This is a genomic window from Marinococcus sp. LNHM3E3-2.2, from assembly GCF_056034385.1.
In genome coordinates, this window is record NZ_JBQLIC010000004.1 from 178,320 (window position 1) to 195,272 (window position 16,953).

A 16,953-nucleotide genomic window follows, 5' to 3' on the forward strand; every position below is an offset into this window, starting at 1 on the left:
ACATCCTTTGTGGGATTTTATATGGAATGATTTTCTTGTCACCGGAGAGCCGTTAATTTACGGGGCGATGGCCTCCATTGTCCTCGTTACGGTGGGTATTGTGTTTGTTCTGACGTATTTCAAGCTATGGAAATGGCTGTGGGACGAATACTTAACGACGGTGGACCATAAGAAAATCGGTATTATGTATATCATTGCTGCGTTGGCCATGCTGTTCCGCGGCGGTGTCGATGCCTTAATGATGAGGACGCAGCTCGCGCTCCCGGGAATGAACTTTTTAAATTCTGTGCACTATAATGAAATCTTTACAACGCACGGAACAGTTATGATTCTTTTTATGGCGATGCCGTTTATTATCGGTTTGATGAACGTTGCGGTTCCCCTCCAAATAGGGGCCCGGGACGTAGCCTTTCCATTTTTAAACGCATTCAGCTTTTGGACCTTTTTCTTCGGCGCCATGCTGTTTAACGTATCTTTCGTTATCGGCGGTTCTCCAAGCGCCGGGTGGACCAGCTATGTTCCGATGGCAGGGCCGGAGCTTAGTCCGGAAATTAACCAAAACTACTATTTATTAGCACTGCAGCTGTCCGGTATCGGTACGCTTGCCACGGGGATTAACTTCCTTGTCACGATCCTGCGGATGCGTGCGCCGGGCATGACGCTGATGAAAATGCCTATCTTCACGTGGTCGGCACTTATTACATCCATTATCATTATTTTCGCCTTTCCAATTTTAACAATTGCGCTGGCTCTGATGACGATGGACCGCATTTTTGGCACCCACTTCTTTACCTTAGCCGGTGAAGGTATGCCGATGATGTGGGCGAACCTTTTCTGGCTCTGGGGACACCCGGAAGTATATATCGTTATTCTTCCTGCATTCGGTGTTTTCTCTGAAGTTATTTCAACGTTTGCCAGAAAGCAGCTGTTTGGTTACAAAGCGATGGTCTACGCCATGGTTGTTATTGCCGGATTGAGTTTCGTCGTTTGGGTCCACCACTTCTTTACGATGGGGGCCGGAGCAGGAGTTAACTCACTATTCTCCATTACGACCATGCTGATTGCCGTTCCTACCGGGATTAAGATATTCAACTGGCTTGGGACAATGTATAAAGGACGGATCAGGTTTAATGTTCCGATGCTGTGGGCGCTTGCCTTTATACCGAACTTTACCATCGGCGGGGTTACCGGGGTTATGCTCGGTATGGCTTCCGCTGACTACCAGTACCACAATACGTACTTCCTGATTGCCCACTTCCACTATGTGCTGATCGCCGGTACATTGTTTGGAATGTTCGCCGGTCTTACGTACTGGTACCCGAAAATGTTTGGTCATAAGATGAACGAAAAGATCGGGAAAGTCAGCTTCTGGCTGACCGTCATCGGCTTTAATATTACGTTTTTGCCGCAGTTTTTCCTCGGTCTTATGGGAATGCCGCGCCGGACGTATACGATTGAACCGGAATGGATGCCGCTTAACCTGCTGTCTACTACCGGTGCCTTCATTCTCGCAGCAGGGTTTGTTATCTTTACGTTCAACATTTATTACAGCTTTCGTTACGAACCACGGGAAAAAACAGGGGACGCCTGGGACGGGCGTTCGCTCGAATGGGCCACAACAACGCCTGTACCGCACTACAACTTTGCAACAGTTCCATACGTGAACAGCCACGAAGCGTACTGGGATATGAAAGAAACAGGTGCTACAACGTACGATGAATCCAAGCTCGAGCCGATTCACATGCCGAGCTACAAGGGAATGCCAATCATCATGTCAGCTATTATGTTTGTAGCAAGCTTCGGTCTTGTCTGGCACTGGTTCTGGCTTGCAATTCCGGGACTCATCGGAATTATTATCTGCATGGTTATTCGCTCCTTCGACTATGATGAAGGGTATCACGTCCCTATTGATGAAATTAAACGTACTGAGGAGCAGGCAAGGGGGCGTAAAGAATGAGTGAACACGCGGAATTAAAAACCGGGCCTCTTGAGTACCGAAAAGAAGAAGGAACGCTTACCATTCTTGGCTTCTGGATCTTTCTTGCAGCCGAGGTGGTACTCTTCTCCACGCTCTTCGCCACCTACGCCGTTTTGTTCGGCCGCTATGGCGACGCTACTCCGGCACCGGAATTGTTTGAAATGCCAATGGCTCTTGCCATGACGTTTCTGCTTTTAACAAGTAGTTTTACGTGTGGGATAGCGATTCATATGATGAGAAAAGAATCCTTAAAGGGTCTTCTTATATGGCTTAGCATCACGCTGGCTTTAGGTCTTGGCTTCCTTGGCTTTGAAATTTATGAGTTCGTACACTACGTTCACGAAGGTGCAACGATTCAATCAAGTGCATTCTGGTCAGCGTTCTTTACACTCACCGGTACGCACGGACTTCACGTAACGCTTGGTGTCTTTTGGTGTACGGCGATTATTATTCAACTGGTTCGTATTGGCTTAACGCCGACGACGGCAAGAAAAACATTTGTCATCGGCCTGTACTGGCACTTTTTGGACGTTGTATGGATTTTCATCTTTACAGCCGTCTACCTGATAGGGATGGTGGTTTAAATGAGTGAACACACAGAACACAGTGAGTCAGGCATTCCCGTCAAACACATTATTGGCTTTATCGCCTCTATTGTTTTGACGCTCGTTGCTGCTTACACAACTGTGATGTCCGGACTCCCAGTGCCATGGATTATTGCAATCATTATGATACTCGCAGTTATCCAGGCCGTGCTTCAGCTTGTCATGTTCATGCACATTGCGGAGAAAAACCCAGTACCGCAGTATGGAAACATCCTATTTGGGTTTTTCATCGCAGCGGTAGTTATCGCAGGCTCCATCTGGGTAATGTCCTTTGGCATGCACGATATGGATATGAACGGCGGCTCCGGCGGCGGTTCTGGAGGAGAAGAACATTCAGAGCATTAAATAGGAAAAGCCTGTCCCGAAAGTGTGGGACAGGCTTTTTTGTGTTTGAAGAATGATACGAAAAGATTTAGTGTACGACGCTTCCGCCGGAAATTTTTACGGCTTCTCCAACAATATTGGAGGCGGCGTCTGTTAACAGGTAGGCGATAGTATTGGCGACCTCATCCGGCTGGGTCATCCGCCCGGACGGAAGACTGTCAGCGGACGCCTGCATTTGTTCTTCGAGGCTTTTGCCGGTTTCTTCAGCCTTTGTCTGCATGAGCTGCTCCACCATTTCTGTCTGCACATAGCCAGGGCAAACCGCGTTAACCCGGATACCATGTTCAATAGCTTCAAGTGCAAGGGACTGGGTGAAGCCGGTGATCGCAAACTTTGAAGCAGAATACGCGCTGTTACCCGGAGTTCCGCGTAAACCGGAAAGAGAAGAAACGTTCACAATCGCACCCTTCTTCTGCTCCTGCATGCGTTTGTACACAAGCTGGGTTAAAAGAACGGTGGAGGTATAGTTTACGTCCATCATTTCTTTCAGATCCGATTCCTCGAGCTCATCAACAAATTTACGTTTTAGTACGCCTGCTGAATTTACCAGGAGGCTCAACGACCCATGTGCCCCTTCAGCTGCTTTTACCAGATCACTGCGAGCCGAAGCATCAGTGATATCTGCAGGATAGACAAATACACGGGCCTGCGGCTGTGCATCGAGGATCAGCTGTTTGGTCTCTTCCAGTTTTTCTTTGTTTCGGCCGGTAACTGTAACATCAGCACCCATGCGGGCAAGCGTAATGGCTGTTTCTCTTCCAATGCCCCGTGTACTTCCGGTCACAAGGGCGTGTTCATTTTGCAGTGCGCTTTCGGCAAATGGCATCATTATGTATTCCTCCATATATAAAGTATTCTGCCTGTATTTACCCGCAGGGGGGAGGAAGCAAACGAAAGCCGGGGTAATGGAGGATTATATAAGGAAACTTCGGGGTACATAAGGAAGCAGCAACTATAAAAAGAGGTGAAACGATGAAAGCAGTATTTTTAAACGGATCGTTAAAGGATTCTTCTCATACGTCGAACACAGACGCACTGGCAGATGAAGTCATGCAGATTTGGGAAGAGGAAGGGGTGCAGGTGGAGAAAATCCGTCTGGCAGACTACAATATCCCTTACGGCGTCGCAGATGATCTAGGAGAAGGAGACGACTGGCCGTCTATTCAGGCGAAGATTGAGGAAGCGGAACTGGTGCTGCTTGGGACACCGGTATGGCTCGGGGAAAAAAGCAGTATGATTACAAAAGCGATAGAACGACTGAATGGATCAGCCAGCCATACAAACGAAAAAGGGCAGGGAATCTATTACGACAAGGTTGCCGGAGTAGTAGCCACAGGCAACGAAGACGGTGCCAAACACGCCATTCAGTCTATTGTCTTCGGCTTGTCCCATTTAGGCTTTACGCTTCCGCCGCGTCCAAACTGCTACTGGGTCGGCGAAGCCGGACCGGGGCCTTCGTTTATTGAAGCAGAGGGTATTAAAAGCGAATTCGTTCAAAAGCATATTCCTAAACTGGCGTACAATATGCTGCATGTAGGCACAATTTTAAAAGAAAATCCTATTCCAACCAAAGGCAACACGTAACGAATAAAAAGACACAAAAAAAGCAGCCGATTGGCTGCTTTTTTTAGTAAGAACGGCTTACCAGCTTGCTTTTTTAACGCCTGGCACCTGACCTTTGTGGGCCAGATCGCGGAAAGCGATACGGGACATGCCGAATTTACGCATATAGCCGTGTGGACGACCGGAAATCGAACATCTATTGTGAAGGCGTGTTGGAGAAGCGTCACGAGGAAGCTTCTGCAGTGCCTCATAATCGCCTTTTTCTTTTAACTCACGGCGGAGTTCAGCGTATTTCGCTACCGTTTCTTCGCGCTTACGCTCTTTTGCGAGTTTAGATTGTTTAGCCAAGGTTCTCACTCCTTTTCATAATATTCGTGGCATTCATATTTTTAAGCACATACTTCATCATAACAGCTGCCTCGATATGTGTAAAGGCCTCTTGTTATTGTTTCCGATGTTTATGATCCGCCGGAAACGGTAATGAATTATTTAGTAACAACGTTTAAACGAAGGGAGTTTCTTTTCATGGAAATAAAACATTATGATAACAGATTTACTGCCGAGCAGGATGGCAAGGTTATTGGTGACATTTCATTTTTTGAAGAAGGTGAACAAAGCATTGTCATCGATAGTACCAAAGTAATCGATGAAGAGCAAGGAAAAGGCGTAGGAAAAGAATTGGTCCGCAATGTGGTGGAAAAAGCAAAAGCGGAAAACAAAACGATCGTTCCCCGCTGCCCTTATGCGGAAGAAAAAATCAAAGAAAACGACGATTTCAAGCAGGTGCTTGAAACACAGTAACAGCAGCACTGCTTCCCTGAACGGGAGGCAGTTTTTTTATGCTGCCTTATTTATTCCTGTATGACGCGTTGATACCACGTGGCACCGGCCTCTATTTCTTCTGTGGTAATCTGGTGACCTTCATGCCCCCAGTAGAGTTCTACTGAAGCCCCTGCTTCTTCAAATAGGTGATAAAGGGTTTCAGCCTCCTCCGGGAGGCAGATGGGATCATTTGTAGCGGCGCCGATAAAAATGCTGCTGCCGGAAAGGGAGGGAAGAGGCACATCCCGTCTTGGCACCATCGGGTGGTGGAGAAAAGCCCGGGTGACTGAGCGCGCATAATGAAAAAGCAGGCTCGCTCCCATGGTAGCTCCGTTGGAATAACCGAACACGATAATTGTATGAAGATTAAAATGATAGCGGCCGGCGCTTTCCTCGAGGAATTGATGAAGCTGCTGGGTACGGAAAATCAGGTCTTTTTCGTCAATCGAGCCGTCGGCAAGCCTGGCGAAATAGCGGTGCATGCCGTCTTCGACCACGTTGCCGCGGACACTTAAGATGTTGGCTTCCGGATCAATCAGCCGCCCTGCTTCGAGGAAATCCTTTTCGGTGCCCCCGGTGCCGTGCAGGATTAAAATAGTCGGGGCAGTGCTGCTGCCTGGTTGAAATATGTGCTTCATCAAACCTCTCCTCCGTCCCTGATTACTTAATCAATCGGCTTTAAACGTGCTTCGATTTCTGAACGCCTTGGTTCAAGAAAAGGCGGCAGGGCAAGGCTCTCTCCCAGGTGTTCAAACGATTCATCCCCTTCAAATCCCGGACCGTCGGTAGCCAGTTCAAAAAGAATGCCGTTTGGTTCGCGGAAGTACAGCGATTGGAAATAATAGCGTTCCACGAATCCGGAGTTCGGAAGCCGGGCGTTTTTAATACGTTCAATCCACTGCTGCAGTTCGTCTGCATCCTCCACCCGGAAAGCTACATGGTGCACAGCACCCCGCCCCTGACGCTCGGCAGACAGATCGCTGCGGGTTTCTATATGAATTTCGGCACCGGACCCTCCCTTTCCTGTTTCAAAGACACGAATGTCCGGTAGATCGGTATCATCTGGGTGAGGATAGGATTGAATTTCGGAAAAACCCATTATATCCTTCAGCACCGCGACAGTCGGTTCAGCTGTTTTAACGGTTAAACGGACCGGACCGAGACCGGTGGCTCCGTTTGCGCGGGAGGCATTTGAATGCTCCCACGGAATGCCGGGTTCCACGCCCTGATCGTGCTCATCAGACACAAACTGCATCCGGTGGCCCTCGGGGTCTTCGAATGGCAGGACGAGCCGTCCCGCCTGCTTCTGAATATCACCGTGCTGTACAGAGTGCTCTTCAAACCGCTGTTTCCAGTATTCGAGTGCGCGGTCCCCGGGCACACGGAGAGAGACATTCGTAATACTGTTGGTGCCGCGCTTGTTGGAGGCGGCCATTGGGATTTCAAAAAAAGTAACTTCAGTGCCGGGATTACCCCGTTCGTCCCCGTAGAATAAATGGTAGACAGACGTGTCGTCCTGATTGACCGTTTTTTTGACGAGCCGCATGCCGAGAACGTTCGTATAGAAATCGACATTACGGCGGGCGTTTGCTGTTAATGAAGAGACGTGGTGAATACCTTTCAGCTGCATGATGATTTCTCCTCCCGTGTTGTTTTCTGCAGTTTGCGGAGCAGCCGCAGCAGCTCCCGTTTTTCTGCATCTGTCAGACCGTCAAACTGGGCGGCCTGAAAATCTTCCTGCCCTGGAGCCACTGCTTCAAGGGCAGCAAGTCCTTGCGGGGTCAGGGAAATATGTTTTTCTTTCCAGGTCTGTCTGCGCGTGACAAGTCCTTCTTTCTCGAGCTTTTTCAAAAGATAGGTGACACTTCCTTTCGTAACAAACAGCTTACCCGCGAGCTCCTTTTGGGTGATCGGCTGATGGGTGTGCACCTGCGCAAGGATATCGAACTGCGGCGGGCTGAGCCCCGCCTGCTTTAAATGAGCGGCTGAGCGGCTGAGGTTCTGCTCGTATACACGTGCGAGCCGAAACCACAGCAGCAGGCCCAGTCTGGTTTTATTCATAAGCATTGACTCCTTTATAACTGCTATCAGTTTAACTTTAAACTGATGAAAAGTAAAGAAAGTTGCTTTTAGCGGCATTAAACATGGAAAGGACGGGGAAGAAGAATATTAGAATAATGTAGAGGAGGAAATCAGGATGAGAGAAGCAGCACTTGTAATAGATCAGAAAGCAGAGCTTGGGGAAGGCCCGAGCTGGGACGCCGGGCGCGGCGTTTTATACTGGGTCGATATTGATGGGTTTAAATTGATGGAATATCATCCTGCTTCAGGACGGCACTATGAACGTAAGCTCGATCAGCACGTATGTGCTGCGGTACCGAGAGAAAAAGGGGGAATGATGCTTGCCCTGAGGGATGGCTTCTATTCCTACGATCTCGTTTCCGGGGAGAAGGAAGCAATTATAGATCCGGAAGCAGACAAGCCGGGCAACCGGTTTAATGACGGTAAATGTGACCCATCCGGACGCTTTTGGGCAGGAACGATGGCGGTCGAACGCGGCACAGGGGAAGCTGCTTTATACCGCCTGAATAAAGATATGAGCCTCGATACGATTTTTGACAGCGTCACTATTTCTAACGGGCTGGCATGGACGGAAGACGGAAGCATGATGTATTACATCGACACACCGACCAAAAAAGTCATGGCATATGACTTGAATGCTGCTACGGGGGAAATCACGGGCAAACGGACAGCGATTACGTTTCAGGAAGGCTCCCCGGACGGGATGTGCATAGATCAGGAAGGCATGCTTTGGATTGCGCTGCATCGTCTCGGAAAAGTTGAACGCTGGAATCCACAGACGAGTGAACGTCTGGAAACAGTGACCGTGCCGGCCCAGAGAACGACCTCCTGTGTATTTGGCGGCGAAGATTTAAAGGATCTGTACATTACAACAGCGAGAGGGGAGCTTTCTGAAGAGGAGCTTCGCGAAGAGCCACATGCAGGTGGACTGTTTCATATCCGTACCGATGTGCCGGGCATGCCAACCTACTCGTTTGGCGGCTGAAAAAGAAGGGAGAGAATATGTGTTCAAAAAAAGCTCCGGAAGAGTTGTATCTAAAAACGTTAAGCCTTGAGCCGGAAAATCAGGAGACACCGATTCCATTTGTCGGAAACGAACACGTGCATTCTTCGTTGTTCTACCGGCGCAATCACTTTTCGTATCCGCAGGAGCCGGCGACGGGTTTTACAATTGACGGGCTCGTGGACAGCCCGGGGTTTATTTCGCTCGAGGATATTCAGGCGCTCCCATCACGGACAGTAGAAACAGTGCTTGAATGTGCAGGGAACAAAAGAAGTTTATTTGAGCCCAAAACCTTTGGTGAGCCATGGGGAAAAGGAGCCATCAGCCAGGGGAAATGGAGGGGAGTGCCGCTGAAAACCCTGCTTGGGAAAGCCGGTTGGGATAAGGAAGCAGCTGTGGAAGTTATCACTGCCGCAGGAGACGCGGGAGAACGTCCTGACAAAAAGGATGTCTACACCTACACCCGGAGCCTGCCGGTGGAAAAAGCGATGGACCCGGATACTATCATCGCCTACGAATACAATGGCCAGCCACTCTCTTTTAAGCACGGATCCCCGCTTCGATTAATCGTGCCGGGATGGTACGCGATGGCTTCCATGAAATGGATTGAGCGTGTCACGGTGAGTAAAGAAACGTTTGAAGGGCCCTTTCAGGCGATTGATTATGTTTATTATCCTCACAAAAACAGCCGGAAGGACGCCTTTCCGGTGACCACCATGAATGTAAACAGCATTATCCAGTCTCCTGCCGATATGGAAATTAAAAAAGAAGGAACGCACGAAATAGAAGGCATTGCCTGGTCGGGCGAGGCTGCCATCGAGCTGGTCGAAGTAAGTACGGACGGCGGCCAGACATGGGTGGAGGCACAGCTTGAGCCTCAAAGCAGCGCGCCGTACACATGGACGAAATGGTTCTGTGAGTGGAAGGATGCTGCGGCCGGAGAATATACATTAATGGCGAGAGCCTGTGATGCCAGCGGCCGCCAGCAGCCAATGCAGGCCTTTTGGAATCAGAAGGGATACGGCTATAATGCGGTTGAAACAATTCAGGTCAAGCTAAAGTAAAAAAGGCTTCGAATCCTCAGTGGATTCGAAGCCTTTTTATGCATTAAGAAGACGTGTAGGCGCCTCCGTTAATATGAATCGTCTGGCCGGTCATGTAGGAGGCTTCGTCAGAAGCAAGCATCACATATGGCCATGCGTGTTCTGATGGCTGGCCGGGACGGTTCATCAGCGTGTCCTGTCCGAAATCCTCCACCCCGTCTTCATTAAATGAAGAAGGAATAAGTGGTGTCCATACAGGTCCCGGAGCAACACTGTTCACCCGGATGCCTTTCGAAGCGAGGCTCTGGGCGATGCTTCGCATAAAGGCAGTGATCGCTCCTTTTGTCGCGGAGTAATCCATAAGAATTGGATTGCCGCGGAAGGCGTTGATTGAAGAGGTGGAAATGATCGAGTCGCCTTCTGATAAATAATCCATTGCTGCTTTTGTTAAATAAAACTGGGAGAAAAAGTTGGTGCGGAACACATCCTCAAATTCATCAGACGGGATATCCTCGACGTTTTCGTGGACGTGCTGGATCGCTGCGTTATTAACGAGAATGTTTAATCCGCCAAACTCCTCCGCCGTTTGTTTCACGAGATCGATACAATGGGACTCCTCTTTAATATCTCCGGGAAGCAGCAGGCACCTGCCTCCTTCTGCTTCAACCATGCGTTTCGTTTCTTCAGCGTCGTCGTGTTCGTCAAGGTAGGAAATGGCGACATTGGCTCCCTCTTTGGCATAAAGAAGGGCTACAGACCGCCCGATACCGCTGTCGCCGCCGGTGATAAGCGCGGCTTTTCCTTTGAGTTTCCCGGTGCCCTGGTAATCGGTGGGATGAGCCGGGAGCGGCTCCATCTTCGATTCAATACCCGGCTGTTTGTCCTGGCGCTGTCTCGGGGTGCTTCCGTTCTGCATATCTCTAGGATCCATGTGTAACATCCTTTCTCATATTGAAATCATGCGTACATTGTTATTTATACCATCAGGATGCATATTACAAACGTATAATAGAAATGGGGTGCAGGAAACGGCATAAAAAAAGAAACCGCTGCGTGCGGTTTCTTAGGACGAAGTAGGCTGATAACCCAGAAGCCGGCCGGCGAGCTGGTCAATGACCATATCGTCCATAGGAGGATTGTGAAGTCCAGCGCGAATATCACGGTAGTGACGCTGCAGCGGGCTGGAAGCGGAAAGACTTCTGGCCCCGGCAACCCGCATGGCAAGGTCAACTACTTCGACGGCTTCGTTTACAATGCTCGTTTTGGCTGCGCCTAATTCGCCTTTCATCTGCTGTCTCGTTTCGGTGCTGGATTCATCCCATTTTAGCGCAACAGAATGGAGAAAATGCCTGCTTTGCAGAAGTTTGAGCTCCATCCTGCCGAGTTTTTCCCGCACGTTCGGCAGCTCCGAGATCGTTCCATTAATGCTGTTCGGAGAGTAGGAAGCAGCAAAACGGGCAGCTTCATCAGCTGCGGCCTGTGCAATTCCCAGGTAACAGGCAGGAATGTGCAGAAGCCATCCGGCAGCCGGTTTATTGCCGGGAACGATATATTGGGCCAGATGGTTTTCTGGCACCCGGACGTTTTCAAGCACAACATCATGACTGCCGGTCGCGCGCATGGCAATTGAATCCCACGTGGCGACAACAGATATTCCTGCAGCTTCCTTTGGCACAACAAAGTAGGCTGTAGCATCTTTTTCCGGGATGTAGGCCGTTACGATATAGTAATCAAGCACGGGTGACATGGTGGCGAAGGTTTTCCGTCCGTTCAGCACCCATTCGCTGTGTTGAAGCTCAGCGATAGTGCCCGGCGTGCCGCCGCGGGTCGGGCTTCCGGTCGCAGCTTCGGTCGCGATATTGTTCAGGACGGCTCCGTTTTTAACGATGTCGTTCATGACGCGGCTGTATAAATGCTCCTCCCACGGCCGTGTTTCGTTTAAATTTTTAACGATTCCGACGTGCCAGCCAATAGCAAGCGAGGTGGATCCGTCGTAGCGGGCGATAAGCTCCTGGGCTTCCACGAGTTCAAGCAGGCCGGCATCAATGCCGCCAAAAGCAGCCGGGGCCGTTAAGGCCGGATAGCCAATACTTTTTAGTGCATCGATATTTTCGACTGGAAAGGTGCCGTTCTGGTCATGCTCCTCTGTCCGTTCTGCGAATCCCCGTACCGTTTCTTCGAGCTGCTGCAGCCGCTCGGCTTTTGTGGAAAAGGTGGTCATAATCATACTGCTGCCTCCAAAATGATGGAATTTTATTTGAATAAGGTTGTCGGATTTTTATACGCATATATATGAAATCATATTCCCTCTGTGGAAGCAAAAAAACAGCTTGCATTAGGAAAATAAAGGATAATGAAGCGTGTTTGCGGTGGTGTAAGGCTTATAGAAAGAAAAATAGCGTAAGAAAACCTACCGTCCTTTCATTATTTTTCCGGAAAAAACAGTTAATTCGCGATATAGACGGTGATATGATTATATAATGAGGTTATCTCACGTAATCACAAAATACCGCGAATTACGGTAAATTCTATGAAATTAGTGTATTTGTTATTTTTCGTTTGATTCTGCATAATGCAAAAGTTCCATAAATTTCAGCATACATAAACAGGAAGGGGTCCCCATCGTGGACAATCAAAAACCAAGAGTAGGCTTTGTTTTTTACGGAGCCCTGGTAATACTACTTATTATGGCGGTTGTCGGAGTTGCAGTCCCGGAATCGTTTTTTAATGCCACTTCCGCAGTGCAGACATTCGTATCAAACCGTTTTGGGTGGTATTATCTTTTAATTGTATCGGCGTTTGTGCTTTTGTGTATTTACTTTATTTTCAGCAGGTATGGAAATATCCGTCTCGGAAGACCTGAGGACCGGCCGGAATACAGCTATCCCACCTGGTTTGCCATGCTGTTCAGCGCCGGCATGGGCGTAGGGCTTGTATTCTGGAGCGGGGCGGAAACAGTATCGCACTATGCCACGAACGCCCCGGAAGCAGAGGTCGGAACGGACCAGGCGCTTGTTGATTCCATGCGTTACATGTTCCTGCACTGGGGGATACACCCGTGGGCGATTTACGGTATTACGGCTATCTGTTTTGCGTATTTTACGTTCCGGCGCGGCGCCCCGGGCATGGTAAGCGCCATGCTCAGCCCGATTATGAACGAAAAAGGCATCGGCGGAAAAGTAGTGGACATTATTGCATTGGTTGCAACGGTATCAGGTATTGCAACTACCCTTGGTATCGGAGCAGCGCAGGTGTCCGGCGGTATGGCGTATTTGTTTGATACCCCGAACAATTATACGGTGCAGCTGATTGTTATTATTGTTATTACCGTGCTGTTCCTGGTGTCAGCGTATACCGGTTTAAATAAAGGAATCAAGTTCCTGAGTAATGCGAACATATACTTAACGGTCATTCTGTTTATTTTAATGATTTTTGTCGGCCCGACGTTATTTTCCATGAATTTGTTCACAAATACGATCGGCACGTATCTGCAGTCGCTTCCGAGCATGAGCTTCCGGATCGCTCCGACGTCCGACAGCGCGAGGGAATGGATTAATGCGTGGACCATCTTCTACTGGGCCTGGTGGATCTCGTGGTCGCCATTTGTGGGTATATTTATTGCCCGTGTATCGAGAGGGCGGACATTGAAGGAATTTACCATTGGCGTTATTCTGGTTCCGTCGATTGTCAGCTTTATCTGGTTCTCCCTGTTTGGCGGTGCTACATTAAACGTCCAGAGCACTGGTCTCGCAGACATTTCCTCCCTGGCTGCCGAGGAAGCCATCTTTGGCGTATTTGATAATTACGCGCTCAGCACGGTGTTGTCTGTTATTACACTCCTTTTGATTATTTCTTTCTTTATTACGTCTGCCGATTCTGCAACGTTTGTGCTTGGTATGCAGACATCGAACGGGGCATTAAATCCGTCCGCAGTCGTAAAGTTTATCTGGGGAATTATGCTCTCGGCTACAGCGGCCGTTCTGCTTTATTCCGGAGGAATAGATGCTTTGCAGAACGTCATGATCATATCAGCGCTCCCATTTTCTATTGTGATGATACTGATGGTCTACTCGCTGTTTAAAGCGCTGAGAGAAGAAACAGATATTGAAACGAAGGATAAAAGTAAAAATACGGACAAACCGGACAAAGCTTCTTAAAATAAAGTTCAGGACTCCCATTTTCACGGGGAGTCTTTTTTTATTGGTAAAAATTGGAACAGTTTAATACCAGCACTTAGTACCTTGTTATATACTTTTCCTGAAACGAAGGAAATTTGTTTAGAAAATTGAATTTTTTGGATACAATTGTGTTTGGAGGTGAAAAAGTGAAAAAGAAATTATTATTCAGTACTATTTTTGCAATCATGGCTACAATCTTTATTTTCGCTTCACCGGCTGTCACTAAGGCATCTATGCTGGAAACGGAAGCACAGGGACCGGAAGTAACGGCGCTTCAGCAGGATTTAATACAGATGGGATACTTACATACGAATGCGACCGGTTATTACGGCTCAGCAACAACACAGGCAGTGCAGCAGTTTCAAAGTGATTTTGGTTTAACCGTGGACGGTGCGGCGGGTCCGCAGACAACCAGCCGCATAAATGAAGTTACGTCAGTTGCGAAGGCGGTCTATGGGGAAGCCCGCGGAGAATCATTCGAAGGGCAGATAGGTGTGGCAGCGGTTATTTTAAACCGTCTTGAATCTGCAGAATTCCCGAATAACGTAAACGGCGTCATTCAGCAGCAGAATGCTTTTACTGCAGTAGCTGACGGACAGTACAGCATGACACCGGACCAGACAGCATATGAAGCGGTCAGGCAGGCATGGAATGGCTATGACCCGTCCTATGGTTCGATGTATTACTACAATCCAGAGGATGTCACCTCTGATTGGATTTGGACACGCTCACCGAATTTATCTATCGGCCAGCACGTTTTTGCAAGCTGATGAGAAGAACCTGCGACAGCGCAGGTTCTTTTTTTGGTGCCTGAACAACAAAGACAAATATGGTACGATAAATGATCATATGCATTGACTCGGAAGGCGCCAGGAGGAAAAGAATGAAAGAAATTAAAGAAGCAGGGCCGTCAGAAGCAGCTCTGATTAACGCGATTATGTACGAAGCGTTTTGGGAGTACAGGAATGAAACGCCGCCGTCAGGAGCCATTGAGGAAACGACAGAAGCGATTCAGTCTGGACTGGAGCAGGGAGAGCGGGCGGCCCTCTGGTGGAAGGACGGGGAAGCGGCAGCGATGATCCGTTTTCGGTCAGAGGAAGAATATATCTATTTTCACCGTTTATCGGTCCGGCCATCCTATCGCGGCCACGGCGCTGCTGCCGCACTTGTCCGCTGGGTGGAGGAAACCGCAGCAGAGGAACATTTTAAAGGCGTGTATTGTAAAGTGCGGGCATCAACGCCAGGAAACATTCGTATGTATGAACGGATGGGCTACGGGGCAGTCAGGGAATATACTGCAGCCAGAGAAGGACACCCTCCGTTCGGGGTCGTAGTTATGGAAAAAATGCTGTAAATATCAATTGCGGCCGGGGCATTCATATTTTGTTTAATGATTCCTGCATGCGTATAAGTGTGACGAGGCCGGCGGCAAATGGAAGAATTGCCACCAGGCCAATCGCCCATGAAGCGTTCAGCGTGTCCACGAACAGGCCGGCGAGCAAGGCCCCGAAGGCATACCCGCTGTCCCGCCAGAAACGGTACACCCCGTTCGCTTTGGCCCGCCAGGGAGCGGGAGCTGTGTCGCTGACTGCGGCGATGAGGACCGGATACACCATCGCCGTCCCGAGACCGAGCAGCACGGAGCTTCCGAGCCACCATCCGTAGGAAGAACCGGCAAGCAGGGCCCAAAGGGAAAAGGCCTGAAGCCAGAGACCGCCAACAATCAAGCGCTTGCGGCCGATCACATCGCTCCAGGGGCCGGTAACCAATTGGGCGATCCCCCAGGCGAGGGGGTATGCTGCCACAATAATGCCAATCTGACTGACAGGTAACCCGCCAGACGCAAAGAAAAGAGGAAACAAGCCCCAGGCCATGCCATCCTTAAGATTGGTCGTCAGCCCGGCAAAGCTGAAGCTCGACAGGGCCGGCTGCTTCCAGGTGGTTTGGGAAAAGGCCTGCCAAAAGGACAGAGAGACTTCTCCGGAAGCCGTCTGGCGTGCCACCTGTCTGCTCGTATCAGGAACGAATAGCGAAAGCAGTAATCCTATACCGACGATACCGAAGCCGAGAAGAAAGGGTTCGGGACGCAGCGAGGTTGTGGAAGCAACATAGCCGGAAACGGCGGCCATCACGGAAAGGGCCATATAACCGGCAAATTCATTCAAGCCAACAGCTGTCCCACGCTGGGTCGGTTTCGCCAGGTCCACCTTCATATTCACGGTCATCGACCAGGTCAGTCCCTGGTTGATGCCTAAGAAGATATTGGCGACGATAATCATCCACCAGGAAGAGGCAAAAATAATCAGAAGGGGCACAAAAAAACCGGCAGCCCATCCAGCCAGTAATATCTGCTTGCGTCCAAAGCGGTCGGCAAGCGTACCGGCCAGAAGGTTGACCAGGGCTTTAGAAAACCCAAAGCTGACAATAAAGGACAGGGCAGCACTGGCCGAGGCGAGGCCAAACAGTTCCTCGCCTATTAACGGAAGAACGGTACGCTCTAGTCCCACCATGGAGCCGACAAAGACGTTGACCAGCACCAATAGAAAAAAAGGAAGCCGATTTTCAACAATTCCGATGGCAGAAGTCGTAGTCTTCATCGTTTCCCCTCCTTTCTTGATAATTAATGGGGTATCTGCGGGATCTTTCCTGTAAAGACTTTAATGTTTTAGCCGTAAACATGGAATGAGAGCGCTCTCCCACCAAAGTTTTTGCGGAAAGCTTTACCTTTCAACAGCCTCTACCATGTAATGGCTGTCGTTGATAACATGCGTTGTGGTTGTAAAACCATAGGACGCTACCGTTTGAGCAAAAGAGGCGGATGGCAGCCGGATTTCCAGTGGCGGACCGGAGTCGGTGGGGGTGGCTTCCCATTCGTAAAAGAAAATGGTGCCTCCAGGCTGCAGCACGCGCCGGAGTTCTGCGAAGACCTGGTCCATGTCGTCGATTTCGTGCATCACAAAGGCCACAACGATTTTTTGGACCTGGTCCTCTGATAAGGCAAGCTTTTCCAGTCTGGATAAAAGAAGCGTGATATTGGAGGTGCGGGTTTCTTCGGCATAGGCCTTCAATTCGGTTAACATCTGGTCCTCGATATCGACCGCGTATACGTGGCGGGCCTGTTCGGCCATCGGAAGGGTGAAGTAGCCATTCCCGGCACCGATATCCGCGATCACATCCGTCTTCTGAATATTCATAAGCGGCAGCAGCTTCGACATCGGAAGGGCCTGCTGTCGTTCTTCGCTCCATAGCTTTTTGGACTTGGCGGGGTCAAAGCGGTGACTCATATCCGTTCCTC

Annotated in this window: 19 protein-coding genes; 10 read left to right on the plus strand and 9 right to left on the minus strand. The window is 49.5% G+C overall.

The features are described from left to right. Positions 1 to 7 precede the first annotated feature (7 nt). Genes qoxB through qoxD form a run of 3 tightly spaced genes read left to right on the plus strand, consistent with a single transcriptional unit; the run spans position 8 to position 2,928 of the window. The gene (gene qoxB / locus ACTRXF_RS07685) at positions 8 to 1,957 is read left to right on the plus strand and encodes a cytochrome aa3 quinol oxidase subunit I (protein ID WP_474261491.1); all 1,950 of its coding nucleotides are present in this window, start codon (positions 8 to 10) and stop codon (positions 1,955 to 1,957) included. Next, on the plus strand, positions 1,954 to 2,562 hold the full coding sequence (gene qoxC, locus ACTRXF_RS07690) for a cytochrome aa3 quinol oxidase subunit III (protein ID WP_474261490.1): 609 nt from the start codon (positions 1,954 to 1,956) through the stop codon (positions 2,560 to 2,562). Before qoxB ends, qoxC begins: the two co-directional genes overlap by 4 nt. After that, positions 2,563 to 2,928: a cytochrome aa3 quinol oxidase subunit IV gene (gene qoxD, locus ACTRXF_RS07695; protein ID WP_474261489.1), complete on the plus strand. Its 366-nt coding sequence runs from the start codon at positions 2,563 to 2,565 to the stop codon at positions 2,926 to 2,928. A 67-nt stretch (positions 2,929 to 2,995) separates the two neighbouring features. Here qoxD and ACTRXF_RS07700 read toward each other — a convergent pair whose 3' ends face one another. Then, positions 2,996 to 3,796, minus strand: coding sequence for an SDR family NAD(P)-dependent oxidoreductase (locus ACTRXF_RS07700; RefSeq protein ID WP_474278542.1), 801 nt, complete (start codon positions 3,794 to 3,796; stop codon positions 2,996 to 2,998). Between the two features lie 143 nt (positions 3,797 to 3,939). Here ACTRXF_RS07700 and ACTRXF_RS07705 point away from each other — a divergent pair, with 143 nt between their 5' ends. Continuing rightward, on the plus strand, positions 3,940 to 4,551 hold the full coding sequence (locus ACTRXF_RS07705; RefSeq protein WP_474261487.1) for a flavodoxin family protein: 612 nt from the start codon (positions 3,940 to 3,942) through the stop codon (positions 4,549 to 4,551). 57 nt (positions 4,552 to 4,608) lie between these two features. Here the strand turns inward: ACTRXF_RS07705 and rpsN are convergent, their stop codons facing one another. Next, a complete protein-coding gene (rpsN, locus tag ACTRXF_RS07710) occupies positions 4,609 to 4,878 on the minus strand; it encodes a 30S ribosomal protein S14 (RefSeq protein ID WP_022792513.1) in 270 nt (89 codons plus the stop codon). Positions 4,879 to 5,055: 177 nt separating this feature from the next. On the opposite strand from rpsN, the gene ACTRXF_RS07715 reads away from it, so the two are divergent. Continuing rightward, a complete protein-coding gene (locus ACTRXF_RS07715) occupies positions 5,056 to 5,331 on the plus strand; it encodes a GNAT family N-acetyltransferase (protein ID WP_022792514.1) in 276 nt (91 codons plus the stop codon). Positions 5,332 to 5,381: 50 nt separating this feature from the next. Here the strand turns inward: ACTRXF_RS07715 and ACTRXF_RS07720 are convergent, their stop codons facing one another. The 3 genes from ACTRXF_RS07720 to ACTRXF_RS07730 are packed head-to-tail and all read right to left on the minus strand — an operon-like array spanning position 5,382 to position 7,413. Continuing rightward, positions 5,382 to 5,990, minus strand: coding sequence for an alpha/beta hydrolase (locus ACTRXF_RS07720; RefSeq protein ID WP_474278544.1), 609 nt, complete (start codon positions 5,988 to 5,990; stop codon positions 5,382 to 5,384). 26 nt (positions 5,991 to 6,016) lie between these two features. Then, positions 6,017 to 6,982, minus strand: a complete 966-nt coding sequence (locus ACTRXF_RS07725; RefSeq protein ID WP_474278546.1) for a ring-cleaving dioxygenase — start codon at positions 6,980 to 6,982, stop codon at positions 6,017 to 6,019. Further along, positions 6,973 to 7,413: a MarR family winged helix-turn-helix transcriptional regulator gene (locus tag ACTRXF_RS07730; RefSeq protein ID WP_474278548.1), complete on the minus strand. Its 441-nt coding sequence runs from the start codon at positions 7,411 to 7,413 to the stop codon at positions 6,973 to 6,975. The genes ACTRXF_RS07725 and ACTRXF_RS07730 overlap by 10 nt, the downstream gene beginning before the upstream one ends. A 136-nt stretch (positions 7,414 to 7,549) precedes the next feature. On the opposite strand from ACTRXF_RS07730, the gene ACTRXF_RS07735 reads away from it, so the two are divergent. Together ACTRXF_RS07735 and ACTRXF_RS07740 are read left to right on the plus strand one after the other, a co-directional pair. Further along, on the plus strand, positions 7,550 to 8,419 hold the full coding sequence (locus ACTRXF_RS07735; RefSeq protein WP_474278550.1) for an SMP-30/gluconolactonase/LRE family protein: 870 nt from the start codon (positions 7,550 to 7,552) through the stop codon (positions 8,417 to 8,419). 17 nt (positions 8,420 to 8,436) lie between these two features. Then, entirely contained in the window at positions 8,437 to 9,501 is a 1,065-nt protein-coding gene (locus ACTRXF_RS07740; RefSeq protein WP_474278552.1) for a sulfite oxidase, read from the plus strand. A gap of 43 nt (positions 9,502 to 9,544) precedes the next feature. Here ACTRXF_RS07740 and ACTRXF_RS07745 read toward each other — a convergent pair whose 3' ends face one another. Both ACTRXF_RS07745 and ACTRXF_RS07750 read right to left on the minus strand, forming a co-directional pair. Then, on the minus strand, positions 9,545 to 10,411 hold the full coding sequence (locus ACTRXF_RS07745; protein WP_474261481.1) for an SDR family oxidoreductase: 867 nt from the start codon (positions 10,409 to 10,411) through the stop codon (positions 9,545 to 9,547). 132 nt (positions 10,412 to 10,543) lie between these two features. Next, positions 10,544 to 11,707, minus strand: a complete 1,164-nt coding sequence (locus ACTRXF_RS07750) for an acyl-CoA dehydrogenase family protein (protein WP_474278554.1) — start codon at positions 11,705 to 11,707, stop codon at positions 10,544 to 10,546. 397 nt (positions 11,708 to 12,104) lie between these two features. Between ACTRXF_RS07750 and ACTRXF_RS07755 the strand changes: the two genes are divergently transcribed. The 3 genes from ACTRXF_RS07755 (at position 12,105) to ACTRXF_RS07765 (ending at position 15,012) form a co-directional block, all read left to right on the plus strand. Beyond that, on the plus strand, positions 12,105 to 13,637 hold the full coding sequence (locus ACTRXF_RS07755) for a BCCT family transporter (protein ID WP_474261479.1): 1,533 nt from the start codon (positions 12,105 to 12,107) through the stop codon (positions 13,635 to 13,637). Between the two features lie 167 nt (positions 13,638 to 13,804). Further along, positions 13,805 to 14,428 carry a cell wall hydrolase gene (locus tag ACTRXF_RS07760; RefSeq protein ID WP_474261478.1) on the plus strand — a complete coding sequence of 208 codons (624 nt, stop codon included), beginning with the start codon at positions 13,805 to 13,807 and terminating at the stop codon, positions 14,426 to 14,428. Between the two features lie 113 nt (positions 14,429 to 14,541). After that, a complete protein-coding gene (locus ACTRXF_RS07765) occupies positions 14,542 to 15,012 on the plus strand; it encodes a GNAT family N-acetyltransferase (RefSeq protein WP_474278556.1) in 471 nt (156 codons plus the stop codon). Positions 15,013 to 15,034: 22 nt separating this feature from the next. Here ACTRXF_RS07765 and ACTRXF_RS07770 read toward each other — a convergent pair whose 3' ends face one another. Continuing rightward, positions 15,035 to 16,255: an MFS transporter gene (locus ACTRXF_RS07770; protein WP_474278558.1), complete on the minus strand. Its 1,221-nt coding sequence runs from the start codon at positions 16,253 to 16,255 to the stop codon at positions 15,035 to 15,037. A 123-nt stretch (positions 16,256 to 16,378) separates the two neighbouring features. Continuing rightward, on the minus strand, positions 16,379 to 16,942 hold the full coding sequence (locus ACTRXF_RS07775) for a class I SAM-dependent methyltransferase (RefSeq protein ID WP_474278560.1): 564 nt from the start codon (positions 16,940 to 16,942) through the stop codon (positions 16,379 to 16,381). Between the last annotated feature and the right edge of the window lie 11 nt (positions 16,943 to 16,953).